The sequence below is a fragment of the Clavibacter capsici genome (assembly GCF_001280205.1).
Classification (GTDB): Bacteria; Actinomycetota; Actinomycetes; order Actinomycetales; family Microbacteriaceae; genus Clavibacter; species Clavibacter capsici.
Map to the genome: position 1 here is coordinate 469507 of NZ_CP012573.1, position 26438 is coordinate 495944.

General features: G+C 74.4%; 28 protein-coding genes. 21 read left to right on the forward strand and 7 right to left on the reverse strand.

The window, feature by feature from the left end; all coding sequences use genetic code 11:
• Positions 1 to 61 precede the first annotated feature (61 nt).
• The 13 genes from hemE to hemL all read left to right on the forward strand — a co-directional run bounded on the left by hemE (position 62) and on the right by hemL (position 12453).
• Positions 62 to 1186, forward strand: coding sequence for a uroporphyrinogen decarboxylase (gene hemE, locus AES38_RS02385; protein WP_053773617.1), 1125 nt, complete (start codon positions 62 to 64; stop codon positions 1184 to 1186).
• Entirely contained in the window at positions 1179 to 2618 is a 1440-nt protein-coding gene (gene hemG, locus AES38_RS02390; protein ID WP_053773618.1) for a protoporphyrinogen oxidase, read from the forward strand. The genes hemE and hemG overlap by 8 nt, the downstream gene beginning before the upstream one ends.
• Positions 2619 to 2745: 127 nt before the next feature.
• Positions 2746 to 3087, forward strand: coding sequence for a hypothetical protein (locus AES38_RS02395; RefSeq protein WP_053773619.1), 342 nt, complete (start codon positions 2746 to 2748; stop codon positions 3085 to 3087).
• Between the two features lie 32 nt (positions 3088 to 3119).
• The gene (locus AES38_RS02400) at positions 3120 to 3536 is read left to right on the forward strand and encodes a phage holin family protein (protein ID WP_053773620.1); all 417 of its coding nucleotides are present in this window, start codon (positions 3120 to 3122) and stop codon (positions 3534 to 3536) included.
• Positions 3526 to 3801: a DUF3618 domain-containing protein gene (locus AES38_RS02405; protein ID WP_053773621.1), complete on the forward strand. Its 276-nt coding sequence runs from the start codon at positions 3526 to 3528 to the stop codon at positions 3799 to 3801. Before AES38_RS02400 ends, AES38_RS02405 begins: the two co-directional genes overlap by 11 nt.
• 98 nt (positions 3802 to 3899) lie before the next feature.
• A complete protein-coding gene (mptB, locus tag AES38_RS02410; protein WP_256998842.1) occupies positions 3900 to 5462 on the forward strand; it encodes a polyprenol phosphomannose-dependent alpha 1,6 mannosyltransferase MptB in 1563 nt (520 codons plus the stop codon).
• A gap of 97 nt (positions 5463 to 5559) precedes the next feature.
• Positions 5560 to 6123 carry a TIGR03086 family metal-binding protein gene (locus AES38_RS02415; RefSeq protein WP_053773623.1) on the forward strand — a complete coding sequence of 188 codons (564 nt, stop codon included), beginning with the start codon at positions 5560 to 5562 and terminating at the stop codon, positions 6121 to 6123.
• 69 nt (positions 6124 to 6192) lie between these two features.
• Positions 6193 to 6963 carry a hydrogen peroxide-dependent heme synthase gene (gene hemQ, locus AES38_RS02420; protein ID WP_072174666.1) on the forward strand — a complete coding sequence of 257 codons (771 nt, stop codon included), beginning with the start codon at positions 6193 to 6195 and terminating at the stop codon, positions 6961 to 6963.
• On the forward strand, positions 6963 to 8213 hold the full coding sequence (locus AES38_RS02425) for a ferrochelatase (RefSeq protein WP_053773624.1): 1251 nt from the start codon (positions 6963 to 6965) through the stop codon (positions 8211 to 8213). The genes hemQ and AES38_RS02425 overlap by 1 nt, the downstream gene beginning before the upstream one ends.
• Complete coding sequence (gene hemC / locus AES38_RS02430) at positions 8210 to 9196, forward strand: hydroxymethylbilane synthase (protein ID WP_053773625.1); 987 nt, start codon at positions 8210 to 8212, stop codon at positions 9194 to 9196. The genes AES38_RS02425 and hemC overlap by 4 nt, the downstream gene beginning before the upstream one ends.
• Entirely contained in the window at positions 9193 to 10032 is an 840-nt protein-coding gene (locus tag AES38_RS02435; protein ID WP_053773626.1) for a uroporphyrinogen-III synthase, read from the forward strand. Before hemC ends, AES38_RS02435 begins: the two co-directional genes overlap by 4 nt.
• Positions 10029 to 11009 carry a porphobilinogen synthase gene (gene hemB, locus AES38_RS02440; protein WP_053773627.1) on the forward strand — a complete coding sequence of 327 codons (981 nt, stop codon included), beginning with the start codon at positions 10029 to 10031 and terminating at the stop codon, positions 11007 to 11009. The genes AES38_RS02435 and hemB overlap by 4 nt, the downstream gene beginning before the upstream one ends.
• A 76-nt stretch (positions 11010 to 11085) precedes the next feature.
• On the forward strand, positions 11086 to 12453 hold the full coding sequence (gene hemL / locus AES38_RS02445) for a glutamate-1-semialdehyde 2,1-aminomutase (protein ID WP_053773628.1): 1368 nt from the start codon (positions 11086 to 11088) through the stop codon (positions 12451 to 12453).
• Between the two features lie 4 nt (positions 12454 to 12457).
• On the opposite strand, the gene AES38_RS02450 is transcribed toward hemL, so the two are convergent.
• From AES38_RS02450 to AES38_RS02475, 6 genes are all read right to left on the reverse strand, one after another.
• Positions 12458 to 13279, reverse strand: a complete 822-nt coding sequence (locus tag AES38_RS02450) for a DNA/RNA non-specific endonuclease (protein WP_053773629.1) — start codon at positions 13277 to 13279, stop codon at positions 12458 to 12460.
• Positions 13280 to 13320: 41 nt separating this feature from the next.
• Entirely contained in the window at positions 13321 to 13980 is a 660-nt protein-coding gene (locus tag AES38_RS02455) for a biliverdin-producing heme oxygenase (protein ID WP_053773630.1), read from the reverse strand.
• 79 nt (positions 13981 to 14059) lie between these two features.
• On the reverse strand, positions 14060 to 14452 hold the full coding sequence (locus tag AES38_RS02460) for a DUF1304 domain-containing protein (protein ID WP_043671749.1): 393 nt from the start codon (positions 14450 to 14452) through the stop codon (positions 14060 to 14062).
• An 84-nt stretch (positions 14453 to 14536) separates the two neighbouring features.
• Entirely contained in the window at positions 14537 to 15562 is a 1026-nt protein-coding gene (locus tag AES38_RS02465; protein ID WP_053773631.1) for an MDR family oxidoreductase, read from the reverse strand.
• 56 nt (positions 15563 to 15618) lie between these two features.
• The gene (locus AES38_RS02470; RefSeq protein WP_053773632.1) at positions 15619 to 16644 is read right to left on the reverse strand and encodes a 6-phosphofructokinase; all 1026 of its coding nucleotides are present in this window, start codon (positions 16642 to 16644) and stop codon (positions 15619 to 15621) included.
• A gap of 53 nt (positions 16645 to 16697) precedes the next feature.
• A complete protein-coding gene (locus AES38_RS02475; RefSeq protein WP_053773633.1) occupies positions 16698 to 17888 on the reverse strand; it encodes an ROK family transcriptional regulator in 1191 nt (396 codons plus the stop codon).
• Positions 17889 to 18045: 157 nt separating this feature from the next.
• Between AES38_RS02475 and AES38_RS02480 the strand changes: the two genes are divergently transcribed.
• The 7 genes from AES38_RS02480 to AES38_RS02510 all read left to right on the forward strand — a co-directional run bounded on the left by AES38_RS02480 (position 18046) and on the right by AES38_RS02510 (position 24461).
• Positions 18046 to 19089: a substrate-binding domain-containing protein gene (locus AES38_RS02480; protein WP_081001825.1), complete on the forward strand. Its 1044-nt coding sequence runs from the start codon at positions 18046 to 18048 to the stop codon at positions 19087 to 19089.
• 121 nt (positions 19090 to 19210) lie between these two features.
• The gene (locus AES38_RS02485) at positions 19211 to 20200 is read left to right on the forward strand and encodes an ABC transporter permease (protein ID WP_053773634.1); all 990 of its coding nucleotides are present in this window, start codon (positions 19211 to 19213) and stop codon (positions 20198 to 20200) included.
• Between the two features lie 8 nt (positions 20201 to 20208).
• A complete protein-coding gene (locus AES38_RS02490) occupies positions 20209 to 20958 on the forward strand; it encodes an ATP-binding cassette domain-containing protein (RefSeq protein WP_053773635.1) in 750 nt (249 codons plus the stop codon).
• Positions 20958 to 21899, forward strand: coding sequence for a sugar phosphate isomerase/epimerase family protein (locus tag AES38_RS02495; protein ID WP_053773636.1), 942 nt, complete (start codon positions 20958 to 20960; stop codon positions 21897 to 21899). The genes AES38_RS02490 and AES38_RS02495 overlap by 1 nt, the downstream gene beginning before the upstream one ends.
• Before the next feature lie 28 nt (positions 21900 to 21927).
• Complete coding sequence (locus AES38_RS02500) at positions 21928 to 22800, forward strand: sugar phosphate isomerase/epimerase family protein (RefSeq protein ID WP_053773637.1); 873 nt, start codon at positions 21928 to 21930, stop codon at positions 22798 to 22800.
• Positions 22787 to 23455 (forward strand): nucleoside/nucleotide kinase family protein, encoded by a 669-nt coding sequence (locus AES38_RS02505; protein ID WP_053773638.1) that lies wholly within the window; start codon positions 22787 to 22789, stop codon positions 23453 to 23455. Before AES38_RS02500 ends, AES38_RS02505 begins: the two co-directional genes overlap by 14 nt.
• 40 nt (positions 23456 to 23495) lie before the next feature.
• Complete coding sequence (locus AES38_RS02510; protein ID WP_053773639.1) at positions 23496 to 24461, forward strand: DNA-3-methyladenine glycosylase family protein; 966 nt, start codon at positions 23496 to 23498, stop codon at positions 24459 to 24461.
• Positions 24462 to 24518: 57 nt separating this feature from the next.
• Here the strand turns inward: AES38_RS02510 and AES38_RS02515 are convergent, their stop codons facing one another.
• Positions 24519 to 25319: a DsbA family protein gene (locus AES38_RS02515; RefSeq protein WP_053773640.1), complete on the reverse strand. Its 801-nt coding sequence runs from the start codon at positions 25317 to 25319 to the stop codon at positions 24519 to 24521.
• Between the two features lie 75 nt (positions 25320 to 25394).
• Between AES38_RS02515 and AES38_RS02520 the strand changes: the two genes are divergently transcribed.
• Positions 25395 to 26348 carry an aldose 1-epimerase family protein gene (locus AES38_RS02520; RefSeq protein WP_053773641.1) on the forward strand — a complete coding sequence of 318 codons (954 nt, stop codon included), beginning with the start codon at positions 25395 to 25397 and terminating at the stop codon, positions 26346 to 26348.
• Positions 26349 to 26438 lie beyond the last annotated feature (90 nt).

Sequence of the window (26438 nt, forward strand, 5' to 3'; positions counted from 1 at the left end):
CTAGCGGCGCCCGACCCTGGTTCCCCTCCCCAGCGGAGCCCGCGCGCAGGCGGGGGATGCGATGATCTCCCCCGTGATCACGCCCTCCTCGCCCCCTTCCGCGCCCGCCTCCGCCGCCGTCCCGCTCCCCGCGGAGCACCCGCTCAACACCCGCACCGCGTCGTCGCTGCTCGTCGAGGCGTACCGCGGACACCGCGGGGACCGCGCCCCCGTGTGGTTCATGCGGCAGGCCGGACGGTCGCTGCCCGAGTACCGCGAGCTGCGCGTGGGCACCCGCATGCTCGACGCGTGCCTCGACCCGGAGATGGCCAGCGAGATCACGCTGCAGCCGGTGCGCCGCCACCACGTGGACGCGGGCATCTTCTTCAGCGACATCGTCATCCCGCTCAAGCTCGCGGGCGTGGGCGTCGACATCGTCCCGGGCCGCGGCCCCGTGCTCGAGAAGCCCGTGCGCACCGCCGCCGACGTCGCCGCGCTGCCGTCGCTGGACCCGGCCGCCCTCGAGCCCGTCCGCCAGGCCGTCGCGCGCACGGTCGCCGAGCTCGGCGACACCCCGCTCATCGGCTTCGCGGGCGCCCCGTTCACGCTCGCCGCGTACCTCGTGGAGGGCGGGCCGAGCAAGGACCACATCGCGGCGCGCGGCCTCATGCACGCGGATCCCGACGCCTGGGACGCCCTCATGCGCTGGTGCGCCGAGATCACGGGCGTCTTCCTGCACGCGCAGGTCATGGCCGGCGCCTCCGCCGCGCAGCTCTTCGACTCGTGGGCGGGCGGCCTCTCGCTCGCCGACTACACCCAGCGCGTCGCCCCGGCGTCCGCCCTCGCGCTCGACCACGTGCGCACGATCACGGCGGCCGACGGCCGCACCGTCCCGCTCGTCCACTTCGGCGTCGGCACCGGCGAGCTCCTCGGCGCCATGCGCGACGTGGGCGTCGACACGGTGGGCGTCGACTGGCGCATCCCGCTCGACGAGGCGTCGCGCCGGCTCGGCGGGTCCACGCCCGTCCAGGGCAACGTCGACCCGGCGCTCCTGGCGGCGCCGTGGCCGATCCTCGAGGCGCACGTGCGCGACGTGCTCGAGCGCGGGAAGGCGGCGCCCGCCCACGTCCTCAACCTCGGCCACGGCGTGCCGCCCGAGACGGACCCGACCGTGCTCACCCGCATCGTGGACCTCGTCCGTGGCTAGCGACCCGCGGCAGGCGGCCGGCGAGGTCGACCCGACCGACGTCGTGGTCGTCGGCGGCGGCGTGGGCGGCCTCATCGCCGCCCGCGCGTGCGCGCTCGCCGGCCAGCGGGTGATCCTCGTGGAGGCGTCGCCCGCGCTCGGCGGCACCGTCGGATCCCACGTGGTCGACGGCCTCCGCCTCGACAGCGGCGCCGAGAGCTTCGCCACCCGCCGCGGCACCGTCGCCGCCTACCTGCGCGAGCTCGGCCTGGCGGACCGCATCGTGCAGCCGAACCCGGACGGCGCGTGGGTGCAGCTCGCCGAGCGCGCCATCCAGCTGCCGCGCACGGGCCTGCTCGGGATCCCCGCGCACCCGTTCGACGCCACCATCGTCACCGCCATCGGCCGCGCCGGCGTCGCCCGCGCCAAGGCCGACCTCGTGCTCCCCGCCGCGATCGGCGCCAAGGAGCGCACGCTCGGCGGCCTCGTCCGCGCCCGGATGGGCGACCGCGTCGTCGACCGGCTCGTCGCCCCCATCGTCTCCGGCGTGCACAGCGCCCACCCCGACGAGGTCGACGCCGACTCCGTCGCGCCCGGCCTCCGCGCGGGCCTCGCGGAGCAGGGCTCGCTGGGCCGCGCGGTCGCGTCCATGCGCGCGGCCTCGCCCGCGGGATCCGCCGTGAGCGGGATCTCCGGCGGGGTGCACCTGCTCGTCGACGCGCTCGTCGCCGACCTGGAGCGCCTGGGCGTCGACGTCCGCACGTCGCTCGCCGTCGAGTCGGTGCACCGCCACCGCTCGCACGAGGGCGCGGCCGCGTCCGACGACTGGCACGTCGAGCTCGCCGACGGCCGTGGCATCGACGCCGGCGGCGTGGTGCTCGCCATCCCCGCCGCCGCGCTCCTGCGCCTGTTCACCGGCCTCGCGCCCCGCACCGTCACCGAGGGGTGGCCCGAGCCGTCGTCCGTCGAGCTCGTGACGCTGGTCGTCCGCGCCCCGGAGCTCGACGCGGCCCCGCGCGGCACGGGCGTGCTCGTCTCGGCCGACGCCCCGGGGATCCGCGCGAAGGCCCTCACGCACGCCACCGCGAAGTGGCCGTGGCTGAAGGAGCTGGCGGGCGACCGGCACGTGCTCCGCCTCTCCTACGGGCGGGCCGGCGGCGACGACGACACCGCCGGCGTCCCGGACGACGAGCTCACGGCCATCGCCGTGCGCGACGCGTCCGCCCTCCTCGGGGTCGACCTCGCCGGCCGTGTCACCGGGTCCGCCCGCGTGCGATGGACCAACGCCCTCCCGTTCGCCGCCTCCGGGCACCGCGAGCGCGTGCAGGCCGTGCGTGACGAGGCGGCCGAGCACCCGGGCCTCGAGATCACCGGATCCGCCGTCGCGGGCACCGGGCTCGCCTCCGTCGTGGCCGACGCGGTCGCGGCCGCCGACCGCGTCCTCGCGCGGTGACGGGTCCGGGACGGGCCCCGTGGCCGGTCGGCGACGGCCCCGCCGCCCCCGACCACGCCGGTGCGCCAGGGGGATACGCTGAACGGACGTGTGCTGCACGTGCCCCCTCAACGATCGGAGATCTCCCATGAAAGGCAAGCTTCTCTTCGTCGCCGGAGCCGGTGTCGGCTACGTCCTCGGCGCCCGCGCCGGACGCAAGCGCTACGAGCAGATCCGCACGAACGCCAAGAAGGTCTGGGACGACCCGAAGGTCCAGCGCCAGGTCGACAACGCGGCCGGCTTCGTGAAGGACCACACCCCCGACGTCGCGCACGCGGTCGTGGGCGGCGCCAAGAAGGTCGTCGGCACCGTCACCGGCGGCAAGAAGGACTCCTCGAACGGCTCCACCCCCTCCAGCAGCGGCTCCTCGCACTACCCGACGATGGACCCCGCCTCGCCCGAGCCCCACGGCTCCGGCACCACCCGCTGACCCGCCCGCCCATCCCCAGGAGGGAACCCCGCATGACGGATCAGGATCTCAATCCGAAGAGCAAGCGCTCGCTCGTCCGGCTCGTCGCCGACCTGCCGACGCTCATCGTCAAGCTGATCAAGGACGAGATCGAGTCGTTCAAGAACGAGCTCGTCTCCAAGCTCAAGCACGCGGGGATCGGTGCCGGCTTCCTCGTCGTGGCCCTGTTCTTCGCGTTCATCGCGTTCCTGGTGCTCGTCGCCGCCGCGATCCTCGGGCTGTCCGAGGCGTTCTCGCCGTGGCTCTCCGCGCTCATCGTCGCGGGCGTCTTCCTCCTCATCACGGTGGTGCTGGCGCTGCTCGGCATCCGCTGGCTCAAGAAGGGCGTGCCGCCCACGCCCGAGGAGACCGTCGACAGCCTCAAGGAGGACGTGGACGCGGTGAAGGGGACCGGCAAGTATGACCACTGACCGACCCCGCCCCCAGGGACCCCGCTCCCGCACCGAGCTGAAGCTCGACATCCAGCACACGCGCGAGGAGATCGCGGCGACGCTGGACGCCCTCGAGGCGAAGCTGAACGTCCGCCGCCGCGCGAAGGACGGCATCGCCGACCTCCGCCGCCGCATCCGCCGCACGGCCGACGAGGACCCGCTGCTCCTCGTCGCCGTCGGGGTGGGCGCCGTCGTCGTGGTGGGCGGCGTGGTCTGGGCCGTGGCCCGCACCGCGCGTCGCTGACCCGCCGGACCGGAGCGCGCGCCATGGTCGAGGGGGCACCCGTCCGTCCCCTCCGGCCGGAGGGGCGGGATCCGAGCGGGCTCGGCCGGCATCCGCTGATGCTGCCGGCGCTCGTCGGCCTCGGCGGCTCGCTCCTGCTGCTCGTCGCGTCGTTCGTGGTCGGCCACGCTCCCGCCCAGTCGGAGCTGTCGCGCCTGCCGCCCCTCGGCGGGCTGCGGGTGTCACCCGTCGCCACGGGCATCGCGTCGGCCGCCGTCGTCATCGGCGGCGTGATGATGATCGCCGCCTGGCTCCTGCTCGGCGCCCTGCTCCCGCGCCTCGGCGCCGGCGCCCTCCGCGCCACCCTCCGGCTCGCGGCCCTCTGGACCGCGCCGCTTCTCGTGAGCGTCCCGCTGTTCAGCCGCGACGTCTACTCGTACATCGCCCAGGGCCGCGTGCTCGGGGCCGGCCTGTCTCCCTACGAGCACGGCCCCGCGGTGCTCTCCGACTGGCGGAACACCGGCGTCGACCCGCTGTGGGCGCACAACCCGGCGCCCTACGGCCCCCTCTTCCTCGCCGTCGAGCGCGTCCTCGGCGGGATCGACACGGCCGTCGGGATCGAGGCGGCCGTCCTCGGCGCGCGCCTGGTCGCGGTCGCCGGCGTCGTCCTCATGGTCGCGTGCGGGCTCCGCATCGCCCGCCGCCGGCGCATCGACCCGGTGCGCGCCGTGTGGTTCCTCGCGGCCAGCCCCCTCGTGATCTTCAACTTCGTGGTCGCGGCCCACAACGACGCGCTCATGATGGGCCTGCTCATGGCCGGCATCCTCGCCGCGATCGACTCCCGCCCCGTGCTCGCCGTGGTGCTCGTCACCGCGGCGGTGGCCGTCAAGCCGATCGCGCTGCTCGCCCTGCCGATCGTCGCCATCGTGCACGCGGAGATGCGCGCCCGCCGCGTCGACGACCGGGCGCCCGAGGGCGTGGCCGTCGACGGGTCGGCGGGAGGCGTCCCCGGCCTCCGCCCGCCCACGCGCGACCCGCGGGTCTGGGCCGCGTGGACCGCGTCCGGCATCGCGGCGATGGGCCTCCTCACGCTCGCCGGCGAGGTGCTCGGCGTGGGCCTCGGCTGGATCTCCGCGCTGTCGAGCCCCGTGTCGGTCGTCTCGTGGTTCATGCCGTTCGGCCTGGCCGCAGGCGCGTTCGGACCCCTGGTGGACCTGCTCGGCGGCCCGGGCGACGCGGTCGAGGGCGGGATCAAGACCGCGGGCATCCTCCTCGGGTTCGCGGGAGCGGCCTGGTGCATCCTCACGAAGCGCACGCTGTCGGGGGAGGCGCGCCTGGCGCTCGCCTTCGCCTGCATCGTCGCCATGTCGCCCGTGGTCTACCCCTGGTACGGCCTGTGGGTGCTCGTGATCCTCGCCGTGGTCGGCATCGCGGACGGCGCGGCCATGTCGCTCGCCGTCTCCGCGACGGTCTTCCTCATCGGCGTGAACCTGCTGGAGCCCATGGCCGTGGTGCACACGGTCGCCTCGGGCTGGCCCCGCCTCATCGTCGTGCTCCTCGCCGTCGTGGGGGTGCTGGGGGTGCTCGCGCCGGGGCTGCAGGGGCTCGCGGGCACGGATCCGTTCCGCGCCCTCCGCGCGCCCCGCCACCAGTTCTCCGCCGCCCGGCAGCCCCCGGCCTGACCCGCGCCACGCGGGGGACGCCCGGTCGTCGGCACCCGGGGAATGCGCGCGCCCGCCGCGGACGTTCCCCCGGGACACCACCGACGGGAGCGCGACCATGGACACCGACCTCGACTGGCATGACCTCCTCCGCCGCGCGCACAGCGGCTTCGCCGACCGGCTGGGAGCCGTCACCGACTGGACGGCCCCGACGCCGGACGTCGAGTGGGACGTCCGCGAGCTCGTGGCGCACGTCATCGAGGAGCAGCAGTGGGTGCCGCTCCTCCTCGCCGGCCACACGGCCGAGACCGGCAAGCCGCTCATCCGCGAGCTGGACGACGACCTCGTCGCCGAGTGGGGCCGCTACTCCCGCGAGGCGCTGGCGGCCTGGGGCGCCGCCGACCCAGAGCGGCCCGTCGTGCTGTCGAGCGACCGGGTGCCCGCCCGCGAGTACCTCCGCGAGCAGCTGTCCGACGTGGTGATCCACGGCTGGGACCTGGCGCGCGCCACCGGCGCCGACGAGCGCATCGACGACGAGCTCGTGCAGGCCACGTGGACGGTCTTCGCCCCGCAGAAGGACACGCTCGAGGCCAGCGGCCTGTTCGCGTCGCCCGTCCCGGTCGCGGAGGACGCCCCCCTCCAGGTGCGGCTGCTCGCGCTGACGGGCCGCGACGCCCGGTAGCCCGGGAATGATCTGACGGGCGTCGGCCCGATGCGGGGCGGGGTCCCCGCGCGACGTACCATGGGGATCATGAGCATCCCGGCTGCCGAGTCGGCGGCATCTCAGGTCCCCCCGATCGACCCCTCCGGAGAGGCGCGTCCCGGTGACGCGTCGACCCCCGAGGCCGGCCCCAGCGGCTACGCCCTCTGGGCCGTCCTCCGCCGTGATCCCGCCCGCCCCGACGACCTCGACGGTCGCGAGGTCCCCGGCGCGGTCGACGAGCTCGACGGCATCGTCCACATCGTCGAGGCGGAGGGCGTCACCGTCCGCGGCTTCTACGACGTCTCGGGCATGCGCGCCGACGCCGACCTCATGGTCTGGATCCACGGCCCCCAGATGGAGACCCTCCAGTGGGCCTTCCGCGAGATCCGCCGCGCCCGCCTCATCCGCGCGCTCATCCCCTCGTGGAGCGCCGCGGGCGTGCACCGCGACGCCGAGTTCAACCGCAGCCACGTGCCCGGCTTCCTCCGGGGCGTCGAGCCGCGGGACTGGCTCTGCGTCTACCCCTTCGTCCGCTCCTACGAGTGGTACCTGCTGCCGCCCGAGGAGCGCGGGCGCATGCTCGCGCAGCACGGCCGCCAGGGCGCGGCCTTCCGCAGCGTCATCGCCAACACGGTCTCGTCGTTCGGCCTCGGCGACTACGAGTGGATCCTCCCGCTCGAGTCGAACGAGCTCGTCGACCTGGTCGACATGATGCGCGACCTGCGCAACACCGACGCGCGCCGTCACGTGCGCGAGGAGGTCCCGTTCTACACGGGCCGCCGCATCACCACCGCCGAGCTCGTGGAGGTACTCCAGTAATGGCCGCAGTGAACCTGGGTCGCAAGCCCGCCCCCGCCACCGACGCGCCCCGCGCGCCGGGCGCCCTCGTCTCCGCCGCGAGCGAGGCCGCGAAGATGGGCCCCGCCCACGTCGAGGAGCCCGTCGCGTACGACGCGATCCTGCTCGCCTCCTTCGGCGGACCCGAGGGCCAGGACGACGTCATCCCCTTCCTCCGCAACGTCACGAGCGGCCGCGGGATCCCCGAGGAGCGCCTCGAGGAGGTCGCCCACCACTACCGCGCGTTCGGCGGCATCAGCCCCATCAACGAGCAGAACCGCGAGCTGAAGGCCGCCCTCGAGGCGCGCCTGGCCGAGCGCGGCATCGACCTGCCCGTGCTGTGGGGCAACCGCAACTGGGGCCCGTACCTCAACGACGCACTCCGCGAGGCCGAGGAGAAGGGCTACCGCCAGCTCATCGCCGTCGCCACGAGCGCGTACAGCTCGTACTCCTCCTGCCGCCAGTACCGCGAGGACTTCGCGGACGCGCTGGAGGACACGAGCCTGCAGGGCGTCGTCCGCATCGACAAGGTGCGCCAGTTCTTCGACCACCCCGGCTTCGTCACGCCCTTCATCGAGGGCACGCGCGACGGCATCCGCGACGTCGTCGCCCACTTCGAGGCCGAGGGCTCGTCCGTCGACCTGTCGAAGGACGTCGAGATCCTCTTCTCCACGCACTCCATCCCGTCGTCGGACGCCGCCAAGTCGGGCCCCGCCGAGCGCGGCTTCGACGAGGACGGCGCCTACGCCGCGCAGCACCTCGCCGTCGCCGAGGTCGTGATGCACGAGGTGAGGAAGGAGCTCGGCATCGACCAGGACGTGCCGTGGCAGCTCGTCTACCAGTCGCGCTCCGGCCCGCCCTCCATGCCGTGGCTCGAGCCCGACGTGAACGACGCCATCGGCGAGCTGCCCGCGCAGGGCCGCCGCGCCGTCGTGATCGTGCCGCTCGGCTTCGTGAGCGACCACATGGAGGTCAAGTGGGACCTCGACAACGAGGCCACCGAGTCCGCCCAGGAGAACGGCCTGTACTCCGTGCGCGTCCCCACGCCGGGCGTGCACGCCGCGTACGTCGACGGCCTCATCGACCTCGTGCTGGAGCGCCGCGACGGCGTGAAGGCGGCCGACCGCCCCCACATGACCGACCTCGGACCCTGGTACGACGTCTGCCGACCCGGCTGCTGCGAGAACGTGCGCCTGGGCTTCAAGCCCGCCGTGTCCGGGCTGGCACCGTGACGGACGGTCCCCTCACGTCGGAGGCACGCGGCACGCTGCGCATCGGGACCCGGGGGAGCGCGCTCGCCCTGGCCCAGACGCGCGCGATCGCCGCGGAGATCGCCGACGCGTCGGGACTCGAGGTCGAGCTGGTGCCCGTGACCACGCACGGCGACACGTCGCGCGAGTCCCTGGCGAGCCTCGGCGGCACGGGCGTCTTCGCGAGCGCGCTGCGGGAGTCGCTCCTGCGCGGGGAGTGCGACCTCGTGGTCCACTCGCTCAAGGACCTGCCGACCGCGGCGTACGAGGGCCTCACCGTGGCGTCGGTGCCGGCGCGGGAGGACCCCCGCGACGTGCTCTGCGCGCGCGACGGGCTCACCCTGGCGACCCTGCCGCGCGGGGCGCGCATCGGCACCGGGTCCCCGCGCCGCCGCGCGCAGATCCTCGCCGAGCGGCCCGACCTCGACGTGGTCGACATCCGCGGCAACATCGACACCCGGCTCTCCCGCGTGACCGCGGGCGACCTCGACGCCGTGATCCTCGCCGCCGCCGGCCTCGAGCGCATCGACCGCATCGAGGCCGCGACCGAGCACCTCGAGCTCGACCGCTGGCCCACGGCCCCCGGGCAGGGCGCGCTCGCGCTCGAGATCCGCACGGAGGACGCGGAGACGCACTCCGTGGTCGGCCGCGCGGTCGAGGCCGTCGACGACCCGTTCACCCACGCGGCCGTCCTGGCCGAGCGCGGCGTGCTCGCCGCCCTCGAGGCCGGATGCGCCGCGCCCATCGGCGCGTGGGCCACCGTCACGAGCGCCCGCCTCGCCCTCACCGCCGTGGTCTACCGGCCCGACGGATCCCAGCGCATGGCGGCGAGCCACGAGCTCGACACCTCGGGCCTGGACCTCGACCAGCTGGGCGCTCGCGCCTCCACGCTCTCGGGACCCGTGTCCCGCGAGCTCCTCGACGCCGGAGCGGCCGACCTCGCGCCGCTGGGAGGGACCCGATGACCTCGACCGACCAGAAGCCCCTGAAGGGCTGGCGCGTGCTCGTGCCCCGCGGCGGGCCGTGGGGCGACGGCGTCGCCTACGACCTCCGCACGCAGGGCGCCACGCCCGTGGTCGCGCCCATGATCAACTTCGCCGCGACGCAGGACGCGCAGGCGCTCGAGTCGGCCCTCGCCGACCTCGCCGCGGGATCCTTCGACTGGCTCACCGTCACGAGCGCCACCACGGTGGACGTGCTGTCGTCGCACCGCGCGGTCGTCCCCGCGGGCACGCGCATCGCGGCGGTCGGCGAGACCACGGCGGCGGCGCTCGTCGCGGCCGGCTACACGGTCGACTTCGTGCCCTCCATCGAGTCCTCGGCCACCGCGCTCCTCGAGGAGTGGACGGAGATGGCCGCGGGATCCCCGCGCCGCCGCGTCCTCACGCTCCGGTCCGAGATCGCGAAGCCCACCCTCACCGACGGCCTCATCGCGCGCGGCCACGACGTGCGCTCGGTCGTCGCGTACCGCACGGTCGGCGTGCCCGTGAGCGACCGGATCCGCGAGGACGTCGCCTCGGGCCGCGTCCGCGCGATCCTCGTCACCTCGGGCAGCGTCGCGGAGCAGGTGCACGAGCAGCTCGGCGACGTGCCGGACGGCGTCGTCATCGCCTGCATCGGCCCGCGCACCGCCAAGGACGCGCGCCGCTCGGGCGTCCGCGTCGACGTGGTCGCGCCGGAGCGCTCGGCCGCGTCCCTCATCCAGTCCCTCGTCGACCTCGCCCGCCACGAGGAGCCGCGCGCCGACACCGCGGGGCTCAGCGGCCTCGCCGACCTCCTCGATCGGAACACCACGGAATGACCTCCCCCTACTACCGCCCGCGCCGCCTGCGCACCTCGCCGGCCATGCGCCGGCTCACGGCCGAGACGCGCCTGCACGCGGCCGACCTCGTGCTGCCCATGTTCGTGCGCGAGGGCATCACGGAGGCGTCCCCCATCACGTCGATGCCCGGGGTCTCCCAGCACTCGCTCGACAGCCTCCGCCGCGCGCTCGTCGAGGCCGCGGAGGCGGGGATCGGCGGCGTGATGCTGTTCGGCGTGCCGAGCGTGCGCGACGCCGAGGGGTCCGGCGCGAGCGACCCGGAGGGCATCCTCAACGTCGCCACGCGCGTCGCGGTGGAGGAGGTCGGCGACGCGCTCGTCGTGCAGACCGACCTGTGCCTCGACGAGTTCACCGACCACGGCCACTGCGGCGTGCTCGACGCGCACGGCGTCGTCGACAACGACCGCACCCTCGACCGCTACCGCGCCATGGGCCTCGCCCAGGCGGAGGCGGGATCCCACCTCCTCGGCCTCAGCGGCATGATGGACGGCCAGGTCGGCGCGGTCCGCGAGGCCCTCGACGACGCCGGGCACCACGACGTCGCGATCCTCGCCTACGCGGCCAAGTACGCGAGCGCCTTCTACGGCCCCTTCCGCGAGGCCGTCGACTCGCAGCTCGTCGGCGACCGCCGCACCTACCAGATGGACAACGGCAACCGCCGCGAGGCCCTCCGCGAGGTGGAGCTCGACATCGAGGAGGGCGCCGACGTCGTCATGGTGAAGCCCGCCATGAGCTACCTCGACATCCTCGCCGACGTCGCCGCGACCAGCAGCGTGCCCGTCTGGGCGTACCAGATCTCGGGCGAGTACGCGATGATCGAGGCCGCCGCGCAGAACGGCTGGATCGACCGCGAGCGCGCCATCGAGGAGAGCGTCCTCGGCATCAAGCGCGCCGGCGCCGACGCCATCCTCACCTACTGGGCCGTCGAGCTGGCCGAGCGCCTCGCCCGCCGCTGACCCACCCGCCCCCGCCGGACCCGCGTCCGGCCCGCAGCATCCGAGCGCATCGGCGCCCGGCACCGAAGGACTCACCGTGACCCACTCCCAGGACCTCTTCGACCGCGCACGCGACGTCATCCCCGGCGGCGTGAACTCGCCCGTCCGGGCCTTCGGCTCGGTCGGCGGCACGCCGCGCATGATGGTGAAGGCCGCCGGCCCCTACGTGACCGACGCCGACGGCGTCGAGTACGTCGACCTCGTCAACTCGTGGGGCCCCGCGATCCTCGGCCACGCCCGACCGGAGGTCGTGGAGGCCGTGCAGGACGCCGCCGCCCTCGGCCTCGGCTTCGGCGCGACCACGCCCGCGGAGACGGAGCTCGCCGAGCTCGTCACGGAGCGCGTGCGCGTCGCGGGCGTCGACGGATCCCCGGACCGCCGCCCCATCGAGAAGCTGCGCCTCGTGTCCACCGGCACCGAGGCCACCATGACCGCGATCCGCCTGGCGCGCGGGTTCACGGGCCGCGACCTCCTCGTGAAGTTCGCCGGCCACTACCACGGGCACTCCGACAGCCTCCTCGCCGAGGCGGGCTCGGGCGTCGCGACGCTCGCGCTGCCCGGCTCCGCGGGGATCCCCGAGGCCGTCGCCGCGCAGACCATCGTCGTGCCCTACAACGACCTCGAGGCCGTGCGCGCCGTGTTCGCCGAGCACGGTCCGCGCATCGCCGCCGTGATCACCGAGGCCGCCGCGGCGAACATGGGCGTCGTGCCGCCGCTGCCCGGCTTCACCGCCGAGCTCGCGCGCATCGCCCACGACAACGGATCCCTGCTCATCTCCGACGAGGTGCTCACCGGCTTCCGCGTGCACCCGGCCGGCTACTGGGGCCTCGACAACGCCGGGCTCGCCGCCGACCACCCCGACGCCTGGACGCCCGACCTCGTCACCTACGGCAAGGTCATCGGCGGCGGCCTCCCCGTCGCCGCGCTCGGCGGCCGGGCCGACGTGATGGACCACCTCGCGCCCCTCGGTCCCGTCTACCAGGCGGGCACGCTCTCCGGGAACCCGGTGGCCGTCGCCGCGGGCCTCACCACGCTCCGCCTCGCCGACGCCGACGTGTACCGCGCGCTCGACATCGCCGCGGACATCCTCATCTACGCCGTCGAGCTCGCGTTCGACCGCGCTGGGCTCGCCTACTCGGTGCAGCGCGCGGGGAGCCTCTTCAGCTTCACGTTCGGCACGCCGCCCGAGCACGGGATCACCGACTACGCCACCGTGCAGGCGCAGGAGACCTGGCGCTACCCGGCCTTCTTCCACTCCATGCTCGACCAGGGCGTCAGCCTGCCCCCGTCGGTCTTCGAGGCGTGGTTCGTCTCGGCCGCCATGGACGAGGCCTCGCTCGACCGCGTGATCCGCGCCCTCCCGGCCGCCGCCCGCGCGGCCGCCGCGGCGACCCCGCCCGCCTAGCCCGTCAGAGCGTGATCGCCGCGAACCGCTCCAGCTCGACCCACCCGTCGCGGCCGTCCGCGGGCGTGCCGGTGCGCGCGGTCGCGGGCACGCCGAGCCGGTCGGCCGCGGCGAGCTGCGCCACGTCGTAGCCCGTCAGCGCGCCGATCTCCGCCACCGCCACCTGGTAGGTGCGGTACGGCCCGAGCTCGGGCGCGTCCGCGGTCGCGGTCTGTCGGTCGAGGTCGCCGAGCTCCGGCGCCTGGTCGAGCAGGTACGCGGTGGCGGCGAGCTCGTCGCCGGACACCCAGGCCGCGATCTTCCAGAACATCAGCGGGATCCGCACCCCGCGGTACACGGGGTCGTCGTCCGAGAGGACGGGACCCGTGAGGACCGTCATGCGCCGGTCGCCGAGGTCGGCGTTGTCGAGCACGTAGTCCTCGAGGCCGAGCCACAGCTCCTTGGACTGGTTGAACTCCGCCGCCTGCGGGGCCGCGTTCGTGTACGCGAAGGTGTCGGCGCTCGCGCGGGCGGCGGTGGCGATGTCGCCCCACACCGGATCCCGTCGGCGCACCAGGTGCCCGCGGTCGATGTCGTTGCGGGCGTACAGCTCGGGGCCGCACTGCTGCTCCTCGGGGAGGCGCGGATCCAGGTGCCAGTCGTCCGTGCGCTCCACGTCGACGAGGTGCGCGCCGTCGATGTTCACGGCGGTGAGCGCCGCGAGCCGGCGGTCGGTGTCCATGAGCACCGTGAAGTGGATGTAGTCGAGCCGCACGGGCGGGGCGTCGGCCGGGGCCCCGGGCAGCGGGAGCGGGATGGGCAGGAAGTCGAGGTCGTAGCCGTCCATGCCCGGAGCCTATGCCCGGCCGGCGACGCGCGGCCGGCCGGTCAGGCTCGGCGCAGGGGAGCCGTCGCGCGACCGCGTGCGAGCTCGGCGAACACGTCGGTCGTGAGCCGGTACGCGTGCTCGACCTCGGCGACCACGCGGGCGCGCTCGTCGTCGTCCCACGGCACCTGGTCGAGCGCCTCGCGGTACGTGCTGCAGAAGCGGCGGGGCTCCGCGATCTCGGCGAAGAGGTACAGGCCGACGCCGTTGGTGTCGAAGCCGAACTGCCGCTGCAGGAGGGAGCGGAGGAGGCGGCCGCCGGAGAGGTCGCCGAGGTAGCGCGTGTAGTGGTGCGCGACGAAGCCGCCGACCCAGACGGACGCGACCTGCTCGATCCGCTCGACGTACGCGGTCGTGCTCGCGAGCGGGCGGACCACGTCGCGCCAGTCGGGCCCGACCAGGAAGTCGAGGTCGGCCTCGATGGCGGGGAGGCGCGTGAGGCGGGGGCTGATGAAGCGCGCGGCGACGGGATCCGCCACCATCCGCTCGGTCGCCTGCTCGATGGCGCGGTAGACGAAGTAGTGCTGGGCGACGAGCGCGACGTAGTCGTCGCGGCAGCCGCGGCCGGTGACGAGCGCGGTCATGAACTCGTCCGCGTCCTGCGCCTCGGCGCGCGGTCGTGCGCGGTCGCGGAGGGCCTCGGTGAGGGAGACGACGGTCATGATGTAGGTGAGCCTAACCTCATCTCCAGGCCGGACGGAAGAGCCGTCGGGCGCTGTCCTGCCGACCCTCGGCCGCGGCTCAGGAGGCGGCGGCGAAGAACACGAGGCCGAGCAGCGGCGGCACGCCCTGCACGAGCGCGGGGACGAGGTACTTCTTGCCGGTGCTCGCGATGATGATCGACGCCAGCACCATGCACGCGGTCGTGAAGAGCACGAGCGTGAGCCCGGCGGGCACGTTGCCGACGAAGTAGAGGATCAGCCCGAGGCCGGCGCCGAGCGCGAGGAACAGGTTGTAGAAGCCCTGGTTGTAGGCCCACGGCTTGATGATGAGGGCCTTCTCCTGGTCGGCGACGCCGAAGCGCTTCCAGGCGAACGGCTTCTCGAACCAGACGCTCTCGAGGAGGAAGAAGAAGACGTGCAGCAGGGCCGCGAGCGCGACGAAGATGGTTCCGGTGGCGGCTACTGCGGTCATGATCCCTCGCTCCGGCGGCAGCGTGCCGCGTCGCGCCCAGGCTAGCGCGCCGGGGTCGCCCGCGGCTCGCGGAGGCGGCGGGTGCTAGGCGCGGACGTCCACCACCACGCGCCCGCTGGAGGCGCCCGCGAGGATCCGCTCGCCCGCCGCGACGGCGCCGTCGAGCGGCACGGTCGTGGTGATGGAATCGAGGAGCGCGGGGTCGAGGTCGGTCGCGAGCCGGGCCCAGGCCTCGCGGCGGAGCGCGGCGGGCGCCTCGACGGAGTTGATGCCCGCGAGCGTGACGGCCCGGAGGATGAAGGGGAGCACGGTGCCCGGCAGGTCGGGTCCCTGCGCGAGGCCCGCCGCGGTGACGACGCCGCCCCATCGCGTCTGCGCGAGGACGTTGACGAGCGTCGCGCTGCCCACGCTGTCGACGGCGCCCGCCCAGCGGACGCTCTGCAGCGGTCGGCCCGGCTCGCCGAGCTCCGAGCGGTCGATCACCTCGGCGGCGCCGAGCGCGCGCAGCCGGTCGCCGAGCTCGTCGACCCGGCCGGTCGACGCGACCACGCGGTGGCCGAGGCGGGCGAGGAGCGCGACCGCGACGGATCCGACCCCGCCACCCGCGCCCGTGACGAGCACGTCGCCGGATCCGGGCTCCACGCCGCCGCGCTCGAGCGCGAGCACCGCGAGCATCGCGGTGAAGCCCGCGGTGCCGATGGCGGCGGCGCGCGCCGCGGGCATCCCCTCGGGCACGCGCACGAGGGACGCCGCCGGGACGCGCACGCGCTCCGCCAGCCCGCCGTCGCGGCTCTCGCCGAGGCCGGCGCCGTTCAGCACGACCAGGTCGCCGGGGGAGAAGGCGTCGGATCCGCTCGCCGCGACCGTGCCGACGGCGTCGATCCCGGCGACGAGCGGGCTCGTGCGCGCGATGCCGGGCCGGCCGCCGAGCAGCATGCCGTCCTTGTAGTTGACGCTCGAGAAGAGGACGTCGAGCACGACCTCGCCGTCGCCGGGACCGGCCGCGCCGCCCGTCGCCCGCTCGTCGGGGAGGTCGCGCAGCGCGACCTCGATGCCCTTCGTGCCGTCGTCGGCGACGGTCTGCTCGGCCACGAGCGCGCGGTACGTCATGCCGTCACGCTACGCCCGGGCGGCGAGCCGACGCGAGCGACGGCGACCCGAGGGGATCAGCCGAAGAGGATCGCGGCCTCGTCGTAGCGGTGCTGCGGCACCGTCTTCAGGCGGCCGAGCGCCTCCTCGAACCCGACGTGCACGATGTCGGTGCCGCGGAGGGCGACCATGCGGCCCCAGTGCCCGTCGCGCACGCTGTCGACCGCGGCGAGGCCGAGGCGGGTCGCGAGCACGCGGTCGTAGGAGGACGGGGTGCCGCCGCGCTGGATGTGGCCGAGGGTCGTGGCGCGCGTCTCGATGCCGGTGCGCTCCTCGATGATGGGCGCGATCTGCTCGCCGATGCCGCCGAGCCGGGGGCGGCCGAAGGCGTCCAGCCCGCGCTCGCCGTGCGCGTCCGAGGCGTGCTCGGGGATGAAGCCCTCCGCGACGACGACGAGCGGCGCGCGCCCCCGGTCGTAGGCCGAGCGGACCCAGCCGACGATCTCGTCCATCGACGTCTTCTGCTCGGGGATGAGGATCGCGTGCGCGCCCGCGGCCATGCCCGAGTGCAGCGCGATCCAGCCGACGTGGCGGCCCATGACCTCGGCCACCATGCAGCGGCTGTGCGAGTCGCCCGTGGTGCGGAGGCGGTCCATGGCGTCGGTCGCGATCTGCACCGCGGTGTCGAAGCCGAACGTGTAGTCGGTGGCGTCGAGGTCGTTGTCGACCGTCTTGGGGACGCCGACGATCTTGAGCCCGGCGTCGGTGAGGCGCTTCGCGGCCGCGAGCGTGCCCTCGCCGCCGATGGCGAGGATCGCGTCGATGCCGAGGCGGTCGAGGTTCTCCTGGATCCGCTCCACGCCGCCGTCGCCCTCGAACGGGTTCGTGCGGCTGGTGCCGAGGATCGTGCCGCCCTGCTTGCCGATGCCCTGGATGTCGCGGCGGGCGAGCGGCATGACGTCGCCGTCGACGACGCCCCGCCAGCCGTCGCGGAAGCCCACGAACTCCTGCTTGTGGATGGTCGTTCCCTTGAGCACCGCCCCGCGGATCACCGCGTTGAGTCCGGGGCAGTCTCCGCCTGAGGTGAGGATTCCGATGCGCACACGTCCATCATGGGGCACGGTCCGCGGCTCCGGCCGAGGCGGGCGGGCAGGGATCACGCCTCCGCCTCCTCGAGCCGCCCCGCGGAGGGGTCGCGGTCGAGGCGCTCGCGGCTGAACACCTGGTCCGCCGTCGTGAGCGCGAGGCCGATGATGCCGGCGCGGTCGCCGAGGTCGGACGTGCGGATCACGAGCTCCCGGGTCGCGAGCGGGTGCGTCCGGAGGTACACGCGCTCCCGGAGGCCGGACATGAGGACCTCGCCGCACTCGCCGAGCTGACCGGAGATGACGATCATGCGCGGGTTCAGGATGTTGACGAGGTCGGCCACGGCCTCGCCGAGGATCCGGCCCGCCTGCCGGACGGCCTGCGTCGCGCGCATGTCGCCGCGGAGGACGCCCGCGGCCACGTCGGCCACGTGGCGGATCGACGGGTCGGCCTCGGACAGGTCCCGCACGAGCGCCCAGCCGCCCGCGTACGCCTCGACGCAGCCGGAGTTGCCGCAGCGGCAGGGGAGCGGGGACGTGTCGACGCCGTCCGCGACCGCGCGCGTGTGCCCGACGTCGCCCGCCGCGCCGACCGCGCCGCGGATCGTCTGCCCGTTGAAGACGAGGCCGGAGCCGATGCCCGTGCCGAGCTTGAGGCTGATGAGGTCGTCCGCGCCGTGGTGGTGCGCCTCGGCCCGGGCCCGCGCGTTCGCGTCGTTCTCGATGACCACGGGCGCGTCCGGGAAGGGCCCCTGGAGGAAGCCGGCGATGTCGAAGCCGTCCCAGCCGGTCATGATCGGCGGGTTGCGCACGCGACCGGCGGCGAACTCGACCGGCCCGGGCACGCCGATCCCGATCCCGACCACGCGGCCCTCCGACATGAGGCGCTGGAAGGCCGCGACGACGAGGGAGAGCACGGCCTCCGGGCCGTCCCAGACGTCGACCTCGATCGTCTCGCGGCGCAGCGGGGTGCCGCGCAGGTCGCATGCGGCGGCGATGAGGCCGCTCGCCCCGATGTCGGCGGTGAGGAGGACGGGGCCGTCGAGGTTGACGGCGAAGACGGTGGAGGGGCGGCCGCCCGTGGACGCGCCGCCGGACGTGGGCACCAGCAGCCCGCGCTCGACGAGCGTCGCCAGGCGCTGGTTCACCGTCGACCTGCTGAGGCCCGTGCGCTCCATAACCGCGGTGCGCGACAGCTCGCCGTGCTCGCGGAAGAGGGCGAGGACGTCGGCCAGGTGCGCCGCCTGCTCGGTCTGCTTCATCGGATCCCCCGCTCATCGCCCCGCTCGTCTCACCGATCGTAGCCTTTCCGATGTCCACGTCACGAGAACGATGCACTTTCGTGTTGCGTCGATACGAAAGTGCCGCTAGTTTGCATCTACCGGCACGCAGTGGTGCCCTATATCTCCGAGGATGAAGATGACCCACACCAAGTCGGCGCGTCGGGCGCTCACGCTCCTGGTCCCGGTGACGGCCGTCGCGCTGTCCCTCGCCGCCTGCTCCGGCGGCTCGACCGGCGACGCCGGCGCCTCGGGCGGCAGCTCGAGCACCAAGGTCGCCGCCGTCATCAAGGGGCTCGACAACCCCTTCTTCCAGGCGATGGAGGACGGGATCCAGGACACGGCCGACGCGGACGGCGTCGACGTCTCCATCCAGGCCGCCGCCGACATCGGCGACACCACCGGCCAGGCCGACAAGCTCACCGCCCTCGCGGGACAGGACCTCGGCTGCCTCATCGTCAACCCGATCAGCGGCACCAACCTCGTGCAGGCGCTCGCCGCGGCCTCGGGGAAGACCATCGTCAACATCGACAGCCCGCTCGACCCCGACGCCGTGTCCGCCGCGAGCCTCGACGTCGCGACGTACATCGGCACCGACAACGAGGCCGCGGGCGGCAAGGCCGGCGACTTCCTGAAGGGGTCCCTGCCGGCGGGCGCCAAGGTCGCCGTCATCGGCGGGATCTCCGGCGACGTGACGAGCGCCGCCCGCGTCGACGGCTTCACGGCCGCGATCGGATCCGACCTCGACGTCGTGCAGGAGGCCGCGGCCGACTGGAAGCGCGAGGTCGCGCTCACCAAGGCGACCGACATCATCGCGGCGGAGCCCGACGTCGCCGCCTTCTTCGCGGCGAACGACGACATGGGCCTCGGCATCGTCAAGGCGGTGGAGAACGCCGGGCGCACCGGCCAGATCCAGGTCGTGAGCGTCGACGGCAACAAGGACGCCCTCGAGAGCGTCGAGGCCGGCGGGCTCACCGCGACGGTCGCCCAGTACCCGTTCGCCATCGGCCAGCTCGGCCTCCAGGCCTGCGAGGTCGCGACCTCCGGCGGCACCCTGCCCGCCGACGTCGAGTCGCCCACCGCGCTCGTGACGACGGACAAGGCCGCGGACGCCATCGCCGCGTTCCCGCAGCCGTTCGAGGAGTTCGACAACCCCCTCACGGAGCTCCTCCCCGCGAGGTGACCCGGTGCGGCGCTCCACGGGAGCGCCGCACCCTCCCTCCCGCCACCCGCCCGCTCCGGCGCGGCGGCCCCTTCCGGCGCGCCGCGCCGCGCCCGCACCGCCGAGCCCCACGGAGATCCGCATGACCATCGCCCCCACCCGCGCCCCGCGCAGCGACGCCGCCCCCGCGGCCCGGCTCCCGCAGCTGCGCCAGCTCTCCTTCTGGGCGGAGAACGCCGCCCCCATCGGCCTCGTCGCCCTCGTGATCGTGTTCTCGATCCTCACGCCGACGTTCCTCAGCCTCGGCAACGTCAAGGCGATGCTCGTCGCCGCGGCGATCCTCGTGATCCTGTCCGTCGGGCAGTCGTTCGTCATCACGACGGGCGGCATCGACCTCTCGATCTCCGCGACCATGACGGTCGGCGCCGTGGGCTTCGGCATCGGCTGGGGCGCGGGCTGGGGCTTCTGGCCCTCCGCGCTCGCCGCCCTCGCCTTCGCGGGTGCCATCGGCGTGATCAACGGCCTGCTCATCGCGAAGGGGAAGGTCACCGACTTCATCGCGACCCTCGGCACGCTCTCGGTCGCGACGGGCCTCGCCCTCATCGCCTCCGACGGCAAGCCGATCACCGTGGGGAGCCCGGAGCTGCTGCGCCTCACGACCGGGTCGATCGGGATCGTCGGCTACCCGATCATCCTCGCGGCCGTCATCGGCGTCATCGCCTGGATCGTCATGTTCCGCACGCGCTTCGGCCTGCACGTGCAGGCGGTCGGCGGCGACGAGGAGGCGGCCGTCGCGAACGGCATCGCGGCGGGACGCGTGCGCATCGCCGTCTACGTCATCGCGGCGGGGCTCGCCGGCATCGCGGCGCTGCTGCTCGTGGCGCGCGTCGGCGCCGCGGAGCCCGCCATCAACACGCAGTACCTGCTCAACTCCATCGCGGCGGTCGTGCTCGGCGGGGTCAGCCTCACGGGCGGCAAGGCCAAGATCGTCGGCCCGATCATCGGCGCCTTCCTGCTCACCGCCCTCACGAACGGCCTGACGCTGCTCGGCGTCTCGCAGTTCTACCAGCCGCTCGCGGTCGGCCTGGTGGTCGTCCTCGCCGCCCTCATCACGCGCTACCAGAAGAAGTGAGCCCCTCCATGACCGACGACATCCTCCTCGAGGCCCGCGACATCACGAAGTCCTTCGGCGGCGTCCACGCGCTCAAGGGCGCGACCATGCGGATGCGCCGCGGCGAGATCACCGCCCTCATCGGCGACAACGGCGCCGGCAAGTCCACGCTCGTGCGCTGCCTCTCGGGCGTCCACCCGCCGGACTCCGGCACCATCACGCTCGAGGGCGAGGCCGTGTCCTTCGGCACGCCGCTGCAGGCCCGCGACGGCGGCATCGAGACGGTCCACCAGACCCTCGCCCTCGTCGAGGACCTCACCGTCTGGCAGAACTTCTTCCTCGGCCGCGAGCTCGTGAAGGGGATCCCGGGGATCCGCTTCCTCGACCGGGCGAAGATGCGCAAGACGGCCCAGGACCTCCTCGGCGACCTGGCGGTGAACGTGCCGCCCGTCACGAGCCGTGTGCGGCGCCTGTCCGGCGGCCAGCGCCAGGCGGTCGCCATCGCGCGCGCCGCGGGGTGGGGGAGCCGCATCGTGATCATGGACGAGCCGACCGCGGCGCTCGGCGTGCAGGAGACCGCGCGCGTCGAGAGGATCATCCTCAAGCTCCGCGACTCCGGCGTGGCCGTGCTCCTCATCAGCCACAACTTCGACCAGGTGATGCGCCTCAGCGACCAGGTCTGGGTGATGCGGGCGGGTCTCGCGGTCGCCGAGCGCCGCACGACCGAGACGTCGGGCCCCGAGCTCGTCGAGCTCATCACCGGCGCGAAGGCCGCGTGATGCGCGCGCCGCTCCGGATGCACCGCACGTCGCCCGCGCGGACGTCGCCGATCGGGGTCCACGCTGGCCTCCTCACGCCCGACTGGACCCCCGGGTCCGCCCGGCGCGCGATCGCGACGGCCGCCGGCATCGGGTACGACCTCGTCGAGGTCCCCGCGCCCGGCCGGGACGACGGGTCGGCCTCGGCGGCCGAGACGTCGGCGCTGCTCGACGAGCACCGCATCGACGCGGTCGTCTCCCTCGCGCTCGACGCGGCCTCCGACATCCACACCGCGGATCCGGCCGCCTCCGCGCGCGGGGAGGCCCGGCTCGCGGACGCCGTGCGGTTCGCGGCCGGCATCGGGGCGGGGTACGTGGGCGGCGTCACGCACTCGGCGATGCGCAAGAACCCGCATGGCGGGGGACCCGCCGAGCGGGCGAACGTCGTCCGGGTGCTCCGCGACGTCGCGGCGCGCGCGGCAGCCGACGGGATCGTCGTCGGGCTGGAGTACGTGAACCGCTACGAGAGCAACCTCCTCAACACCGCGGCGCAGACCGTCGCGCTGATCGAGGAGGTGGGCGCGGCGAACCTCGTCGTGCACATCGACGCCTTCCACGCGCACATGGAGGAGGTGGACCTCGCGAGCGCCGTGCGCGACGCCGGCGACCACCTCGCCTACGTCCACGCCTCGGAGAACCACCGCGGCGAGCTCGGCACCGGCAGCACCGACTGGGACGGCCTCCTCGGCGCCCTCCGCGCGGCGTCCTTCGCCGGGCCGCTGACCGTCGAGACGTTCTCGCCTGCCGTGCAGTCCGCGGCCGTGGCCGACGACATCGGGCTGTGGCGCGAGCTCTGGTCGGATCCCGTCGCCGTGGCGACCGCGGGACACCGCTTCCTCGCGGACCGGCTCGACGTCGTCCCGACCGAGGCCGACGCGGCGCCCGCCGCGACCCGCGCCTGACCCCATCCACCCAGAAAGCAGGAGAACCATGCCCACGAACGCACTCGGAGTGCACGCCCTCGTCTTCGCCGGCGGCACGACCCCGGACGAGATCACCCGCACGGTGGAGCAGACGAAGGCGGCCGGCTTCGACCTGCTCGAGCTCTCGCTGCACGACGTGGTCAACCTCGACACCGCGCACGCGAAGGCCGCCCTCGACGCCGAGGGCCTCGACGTCGTCTGCTCGCGCGGCCTCGCGTTCTCGGCCGACGTGTCGAGCGAGGACCCGGACACCGTGGCGCGCGGCGCGGAGCTCCTCGCTGACAGCCTCGACGTGGTCGAGGCGCTCGGCGGCACGCACTTCACGGGCGCCCTCTACAGCGCGCTCGGCAAGTACGGCGCGCCCCTGTCGGCGAAGGGACGCGCCAACGTCGTCGGCGTGCTGACGGACCTCGCGGCGGACGCGGGCCGTCGCGGCATGACGCTCGGACTCGAGATCTGCAACCGCTACGAGACCAACGTGATCAACACCGCGGCCGACGCGCTGCGCCTCGCCGACGACATCGGGGCGGACAACGTGCTCATCCACCTGGACACTTATCACATGAACATCGAGGAGGACGACCTCGCCCGGCCCGTGCGGCTCGTCGGCGACCGGCTCGGCTACGTCCACGTGGGCGAGAACCACCGGGGCTACCTCGGCAGCGGGCACCTCGACTTCACGAGCTTCTTCCACGCCCTGGCGGAGATCGACTACCGCGGCGCCATCACGTTCGAGTCGTTCTCGTCGGCCGTCGTCTCGCCGACCCTGTCGAACGACCTCGCCATCTGGCGGAACCTCTGGGACGACGGCCCCGCGCTCGCCCGCCACGCGGGCGACTTCCTCCGCGCCGGGCTGGAGGGCAGCCGTGCCCGCGTCTGACCTCGACGCCCTCGCCCGCCGCGCCCTCGGGCTCGTGCGCGACGGGCGCCGCGCGATCCTCGCCATCGCGGGCAGCCCGGGCGCCGGCAAGACGACGCTCGCGCGGGCGCTCGTGGCGCGGGTCGACGCGCTGGCGGGCGACGGCACCGCGGCGTACGTGCCCATGGACGGCTTCCACCTCGCGAACGCGACGCTCGACCGGCTCGGCCGGCACGACCGCAAGGGCGCGATCGACACCTTCGACGGGTGGGGCGTGCTCGCGCTCGTGCGGCGGATCCGCGCGGAGACGGACCACACGGTGTACGCGCCGTCGTTCGACCGGGCGGTCGACGAGGGGGTGGCCGGCGCGATCGCGGTGGATCCCGGCGCCCGGCTCGTCGTGGTCGAGGGCAACTACCTGCTCGTCGACGAGGATCCGTGGGCGCAGCTCGCCGCGGAGTGCGACGAGGCGTGGTTCTGCGAGACGCCCGCCGACGCGCGGTTCTCGCGCCTGGTCGACCGGCACACCGCGGGCGGGCGCGATCCGGACGCCGCGGCGGCGTGGGCACGTGAGGTCGACGGCGCCAACGCGGTCCTCATCGAGGGCACGCGCGGCCGCGCCGACCTCGTGGTGGACGGCACGGCCGCCGCGGTCCGCGACGCCGTGGGCGGCTGACGCGGATCCGGCGGTCGGTGGCCTTCCGTAGCCTGAGGGGATGGACGACGGCGGCGCGGAGGTGACGGCCCCCGACGCGCGGACGACCTACCTCCCCGACCGCGAGGTCGACCTCCGGCTGGTCCTCCGCCCGCTGTTCCGCGGCGTCGTGGATCCGACCTGCCGCTGGGATCCCGCCCCGCCCGGCTCCCGCCGCATCGGCATGTGGCGCACCGCCCGCACACCCCTCGGTCCGGCGTCGCTCCGGTTGGACCCGCGGGCCGACGGCGGCGTCGAGGCGCGCGCCTGGGGCCCGGGCGCCGAGTGGGCGATCGACGGCGTGCCGGAGCTGCTCGGCGAAGGCGACGACTGGTCCGACCTCGACGTCTCCGCGCATCCGCTCCTCCGCGACGCGCACCGCCGGCTGCCCGCGCTCCGGCTGATGCGCACGAACCACGTGTTCGAGGCGATGGCCTCCGCGGTGCTCGAGCAGAAGGTCACCGGACTCGAGGCCCGGCGGGCGTGGCGGCAGCTGATCCTCGCGCACGGCGACCCGGCACCCGGCCCCGTGCCCGTCGGCATGCGCGTGCTCCCGTCGCCGGAGCGCTGGCGCCTCATCCCGTCCTGGGAGTGGCACCGCGCGGGCGTCGACCCGAAGCGGTCGCGCACGCTCATCGCCGTCGCGACCTCGGCGGCGGGGCTCGAGCGCACGCTCGCGCTCGGCCGGGGGAGCGAGGAGATCACCCGGCGGCTGCGGTCGATCCCGGGCGTGGGGATCTGGACGGCGGCGGAGACCACGCAGCGCGCCCACGGGGATCCGGACTCGGTGAGCGTCGGCGACTACCACGTGCACGACACGGTCGGGTGGGCGCTCGTCGGCCACGCGGTCGACGACGACGGGATGCTGGAGCTGCTCGAGCCGTGGCGCGGCCACCGTCAGCGGGTGATGCGCCTCATCGAGGCGAGCGGGTTCCGGAAGCCGCGCTTCGGCCCGCGCATGACGGTGCAGGACCACCGCGCGCACTGAGCCGGGCGGTGGTCCGCGACCGTCGGATCGGCCGTCGTCGGATCGGCCGCCGCCGGATCAGCTGTCGGCGGCGATGCCGTCGGGCAGGTCCGCGCCGGCGCCCTTCAGCGCGTCCACGAGGTCCTGGCCGGCGACCGTCTTCACGATGTCGCCCTGGATCCGGAGCGTCGGGGTGCCCGTGACGCCCGCGGAGGTCGCGTCGGAGGTGTTGCCCGTGATCCACGACGAGTACCGGCCCTCGGCCACGCACGTGCGCGCCGCGTCGGAGGAGACGCCCTCGGTCGTGAGCCACGTGACGAAGTCGGCGTGGGTCCACGAGTCGGTGACGGTGGAGTGGTTGTCGAACAGGGCCGAGTGCACGGCCGGCCACTTGTCGGGCTCCTCCGCGAGGACGCACGCGGCGGCGCTGCCCGCGACCTGCCCGTACTTCGTGACGATCTGGATGGGGTGGTAGACGATGCGCACCTGGCCGGTGGCGGCGATCCGGTCGAGCAGCGGGCCCGTCTCGGCCTCGTACTGCGCGCAGTGGGGGCACGAGTAGTCCTCGAAGACGTCCATGGTGACCGGGGCGTCGGCCGCCCCGACGCTCACGCCCGTGGGCTCGGACGCGACGCGCACCTGGTCGCCCGTGGACAGCGGCGCGGTCGCGTCGGCGACGGGGCCCGCGGCGCTCGCCGCCTGGGACTGGCCGAGGAGGTAGACGCCGCCGGCGATGGCCGCGATGACGAGGACGAGGCCGCCCGCGACGGAGAACTGGACCATGAGGCGACGGCGCTTGCGGCGACGGTCGTCGAGGGCCCTCTCGATGCGTGCCTTCTCGCGGATCGCGCGTACCTTCTCGTTCTCATGCCGGGCCATGCGCACGATCCTAGGGATCGGCGCGTCCGTGCCCCTGGGAGGCGCCACAGCGCACCGTATGGATAGGCTCGGCGGGTGCCCGAAGACGTGTCGTACATCCCCCGCCTCCCCACCGGACAGCAGCACGAGCTCGTCGCGGAGGTGGACGGCCGCACCCAGCGCATGGTGATCGCGGAGGTCGGCGCCGCGCTCCGCGTGCTCCAGGTGGACGCCACCGACCTCGTCCAGTCCTATCCCGACCGGGCGCGGCCCCCGTTCTGCAGCGGCATCGTGCTCGCGCCCTGGCCCAACCGGATCCGCGACGGCATCTGGCAGCAGGGCGACGTGGTGCACCAGCTCGACATCACCGAGGTCGACCGGGAGAACGCGATCCACGGGCTCCTCGAGAACGCGCCGTACCGCCTCGTCGAGCGCGACGAGGTCTCCGTGACGCTCGCCGCCGACGTCCACCCGCAGCGCGGCTACCCGTTCGCCCTCGAGACGACCGTGCGGTACGAGCTCACGGGATCCGGCGTCCGCGTGACGCACGGGATCCGCAACGTCGGCGACGCGGACGCGCCCGTCGCCGTCGGCACGCACCCCTTCCTCCGCGTGGGCGACGTGCCCACCGAGGACCTCGAGGTCGTCATCGACGCGCCCACCCACATCGAGGTGGATCCCGTGCGCCTCAACCCCACGGGCGCCCAGACCCCGGTCGAGGGCACCCGCTTCGACCTCCGCCAGGGCGTCCGCGTGCGCGACGCGCAGCTCGACGACGCGTGGGCCGACGCCCGCGTGGTCGACGGCGTCACGCGCCACGGCGTGCAGGCGCCCGACGGCCGCCGCACCGAGATCTGGGCGGACGGCGAGTTCACCTACTGGCAGGTCTTCGTGACGCCGTGGTACCCGGTCGCCGACGGCCACGTGTGGGCGGTCGCGGTCGAGCCGATGACGGCGCCGGCGGACGCCTTCAACTCGGGCGACGGCCTCATCACCCTCGCGCCCGGATCCGAGTGGTCCGGCACCTGGGGCATCGACCTGCACGACTGATCCGCACGGGCCGCCCGGAGCCGGGCGCGCCCGGTGCACGCTGGTCGGAGAACGAACCCGCCCGGGACGCGTCGCGCCGACCGTCCTAGC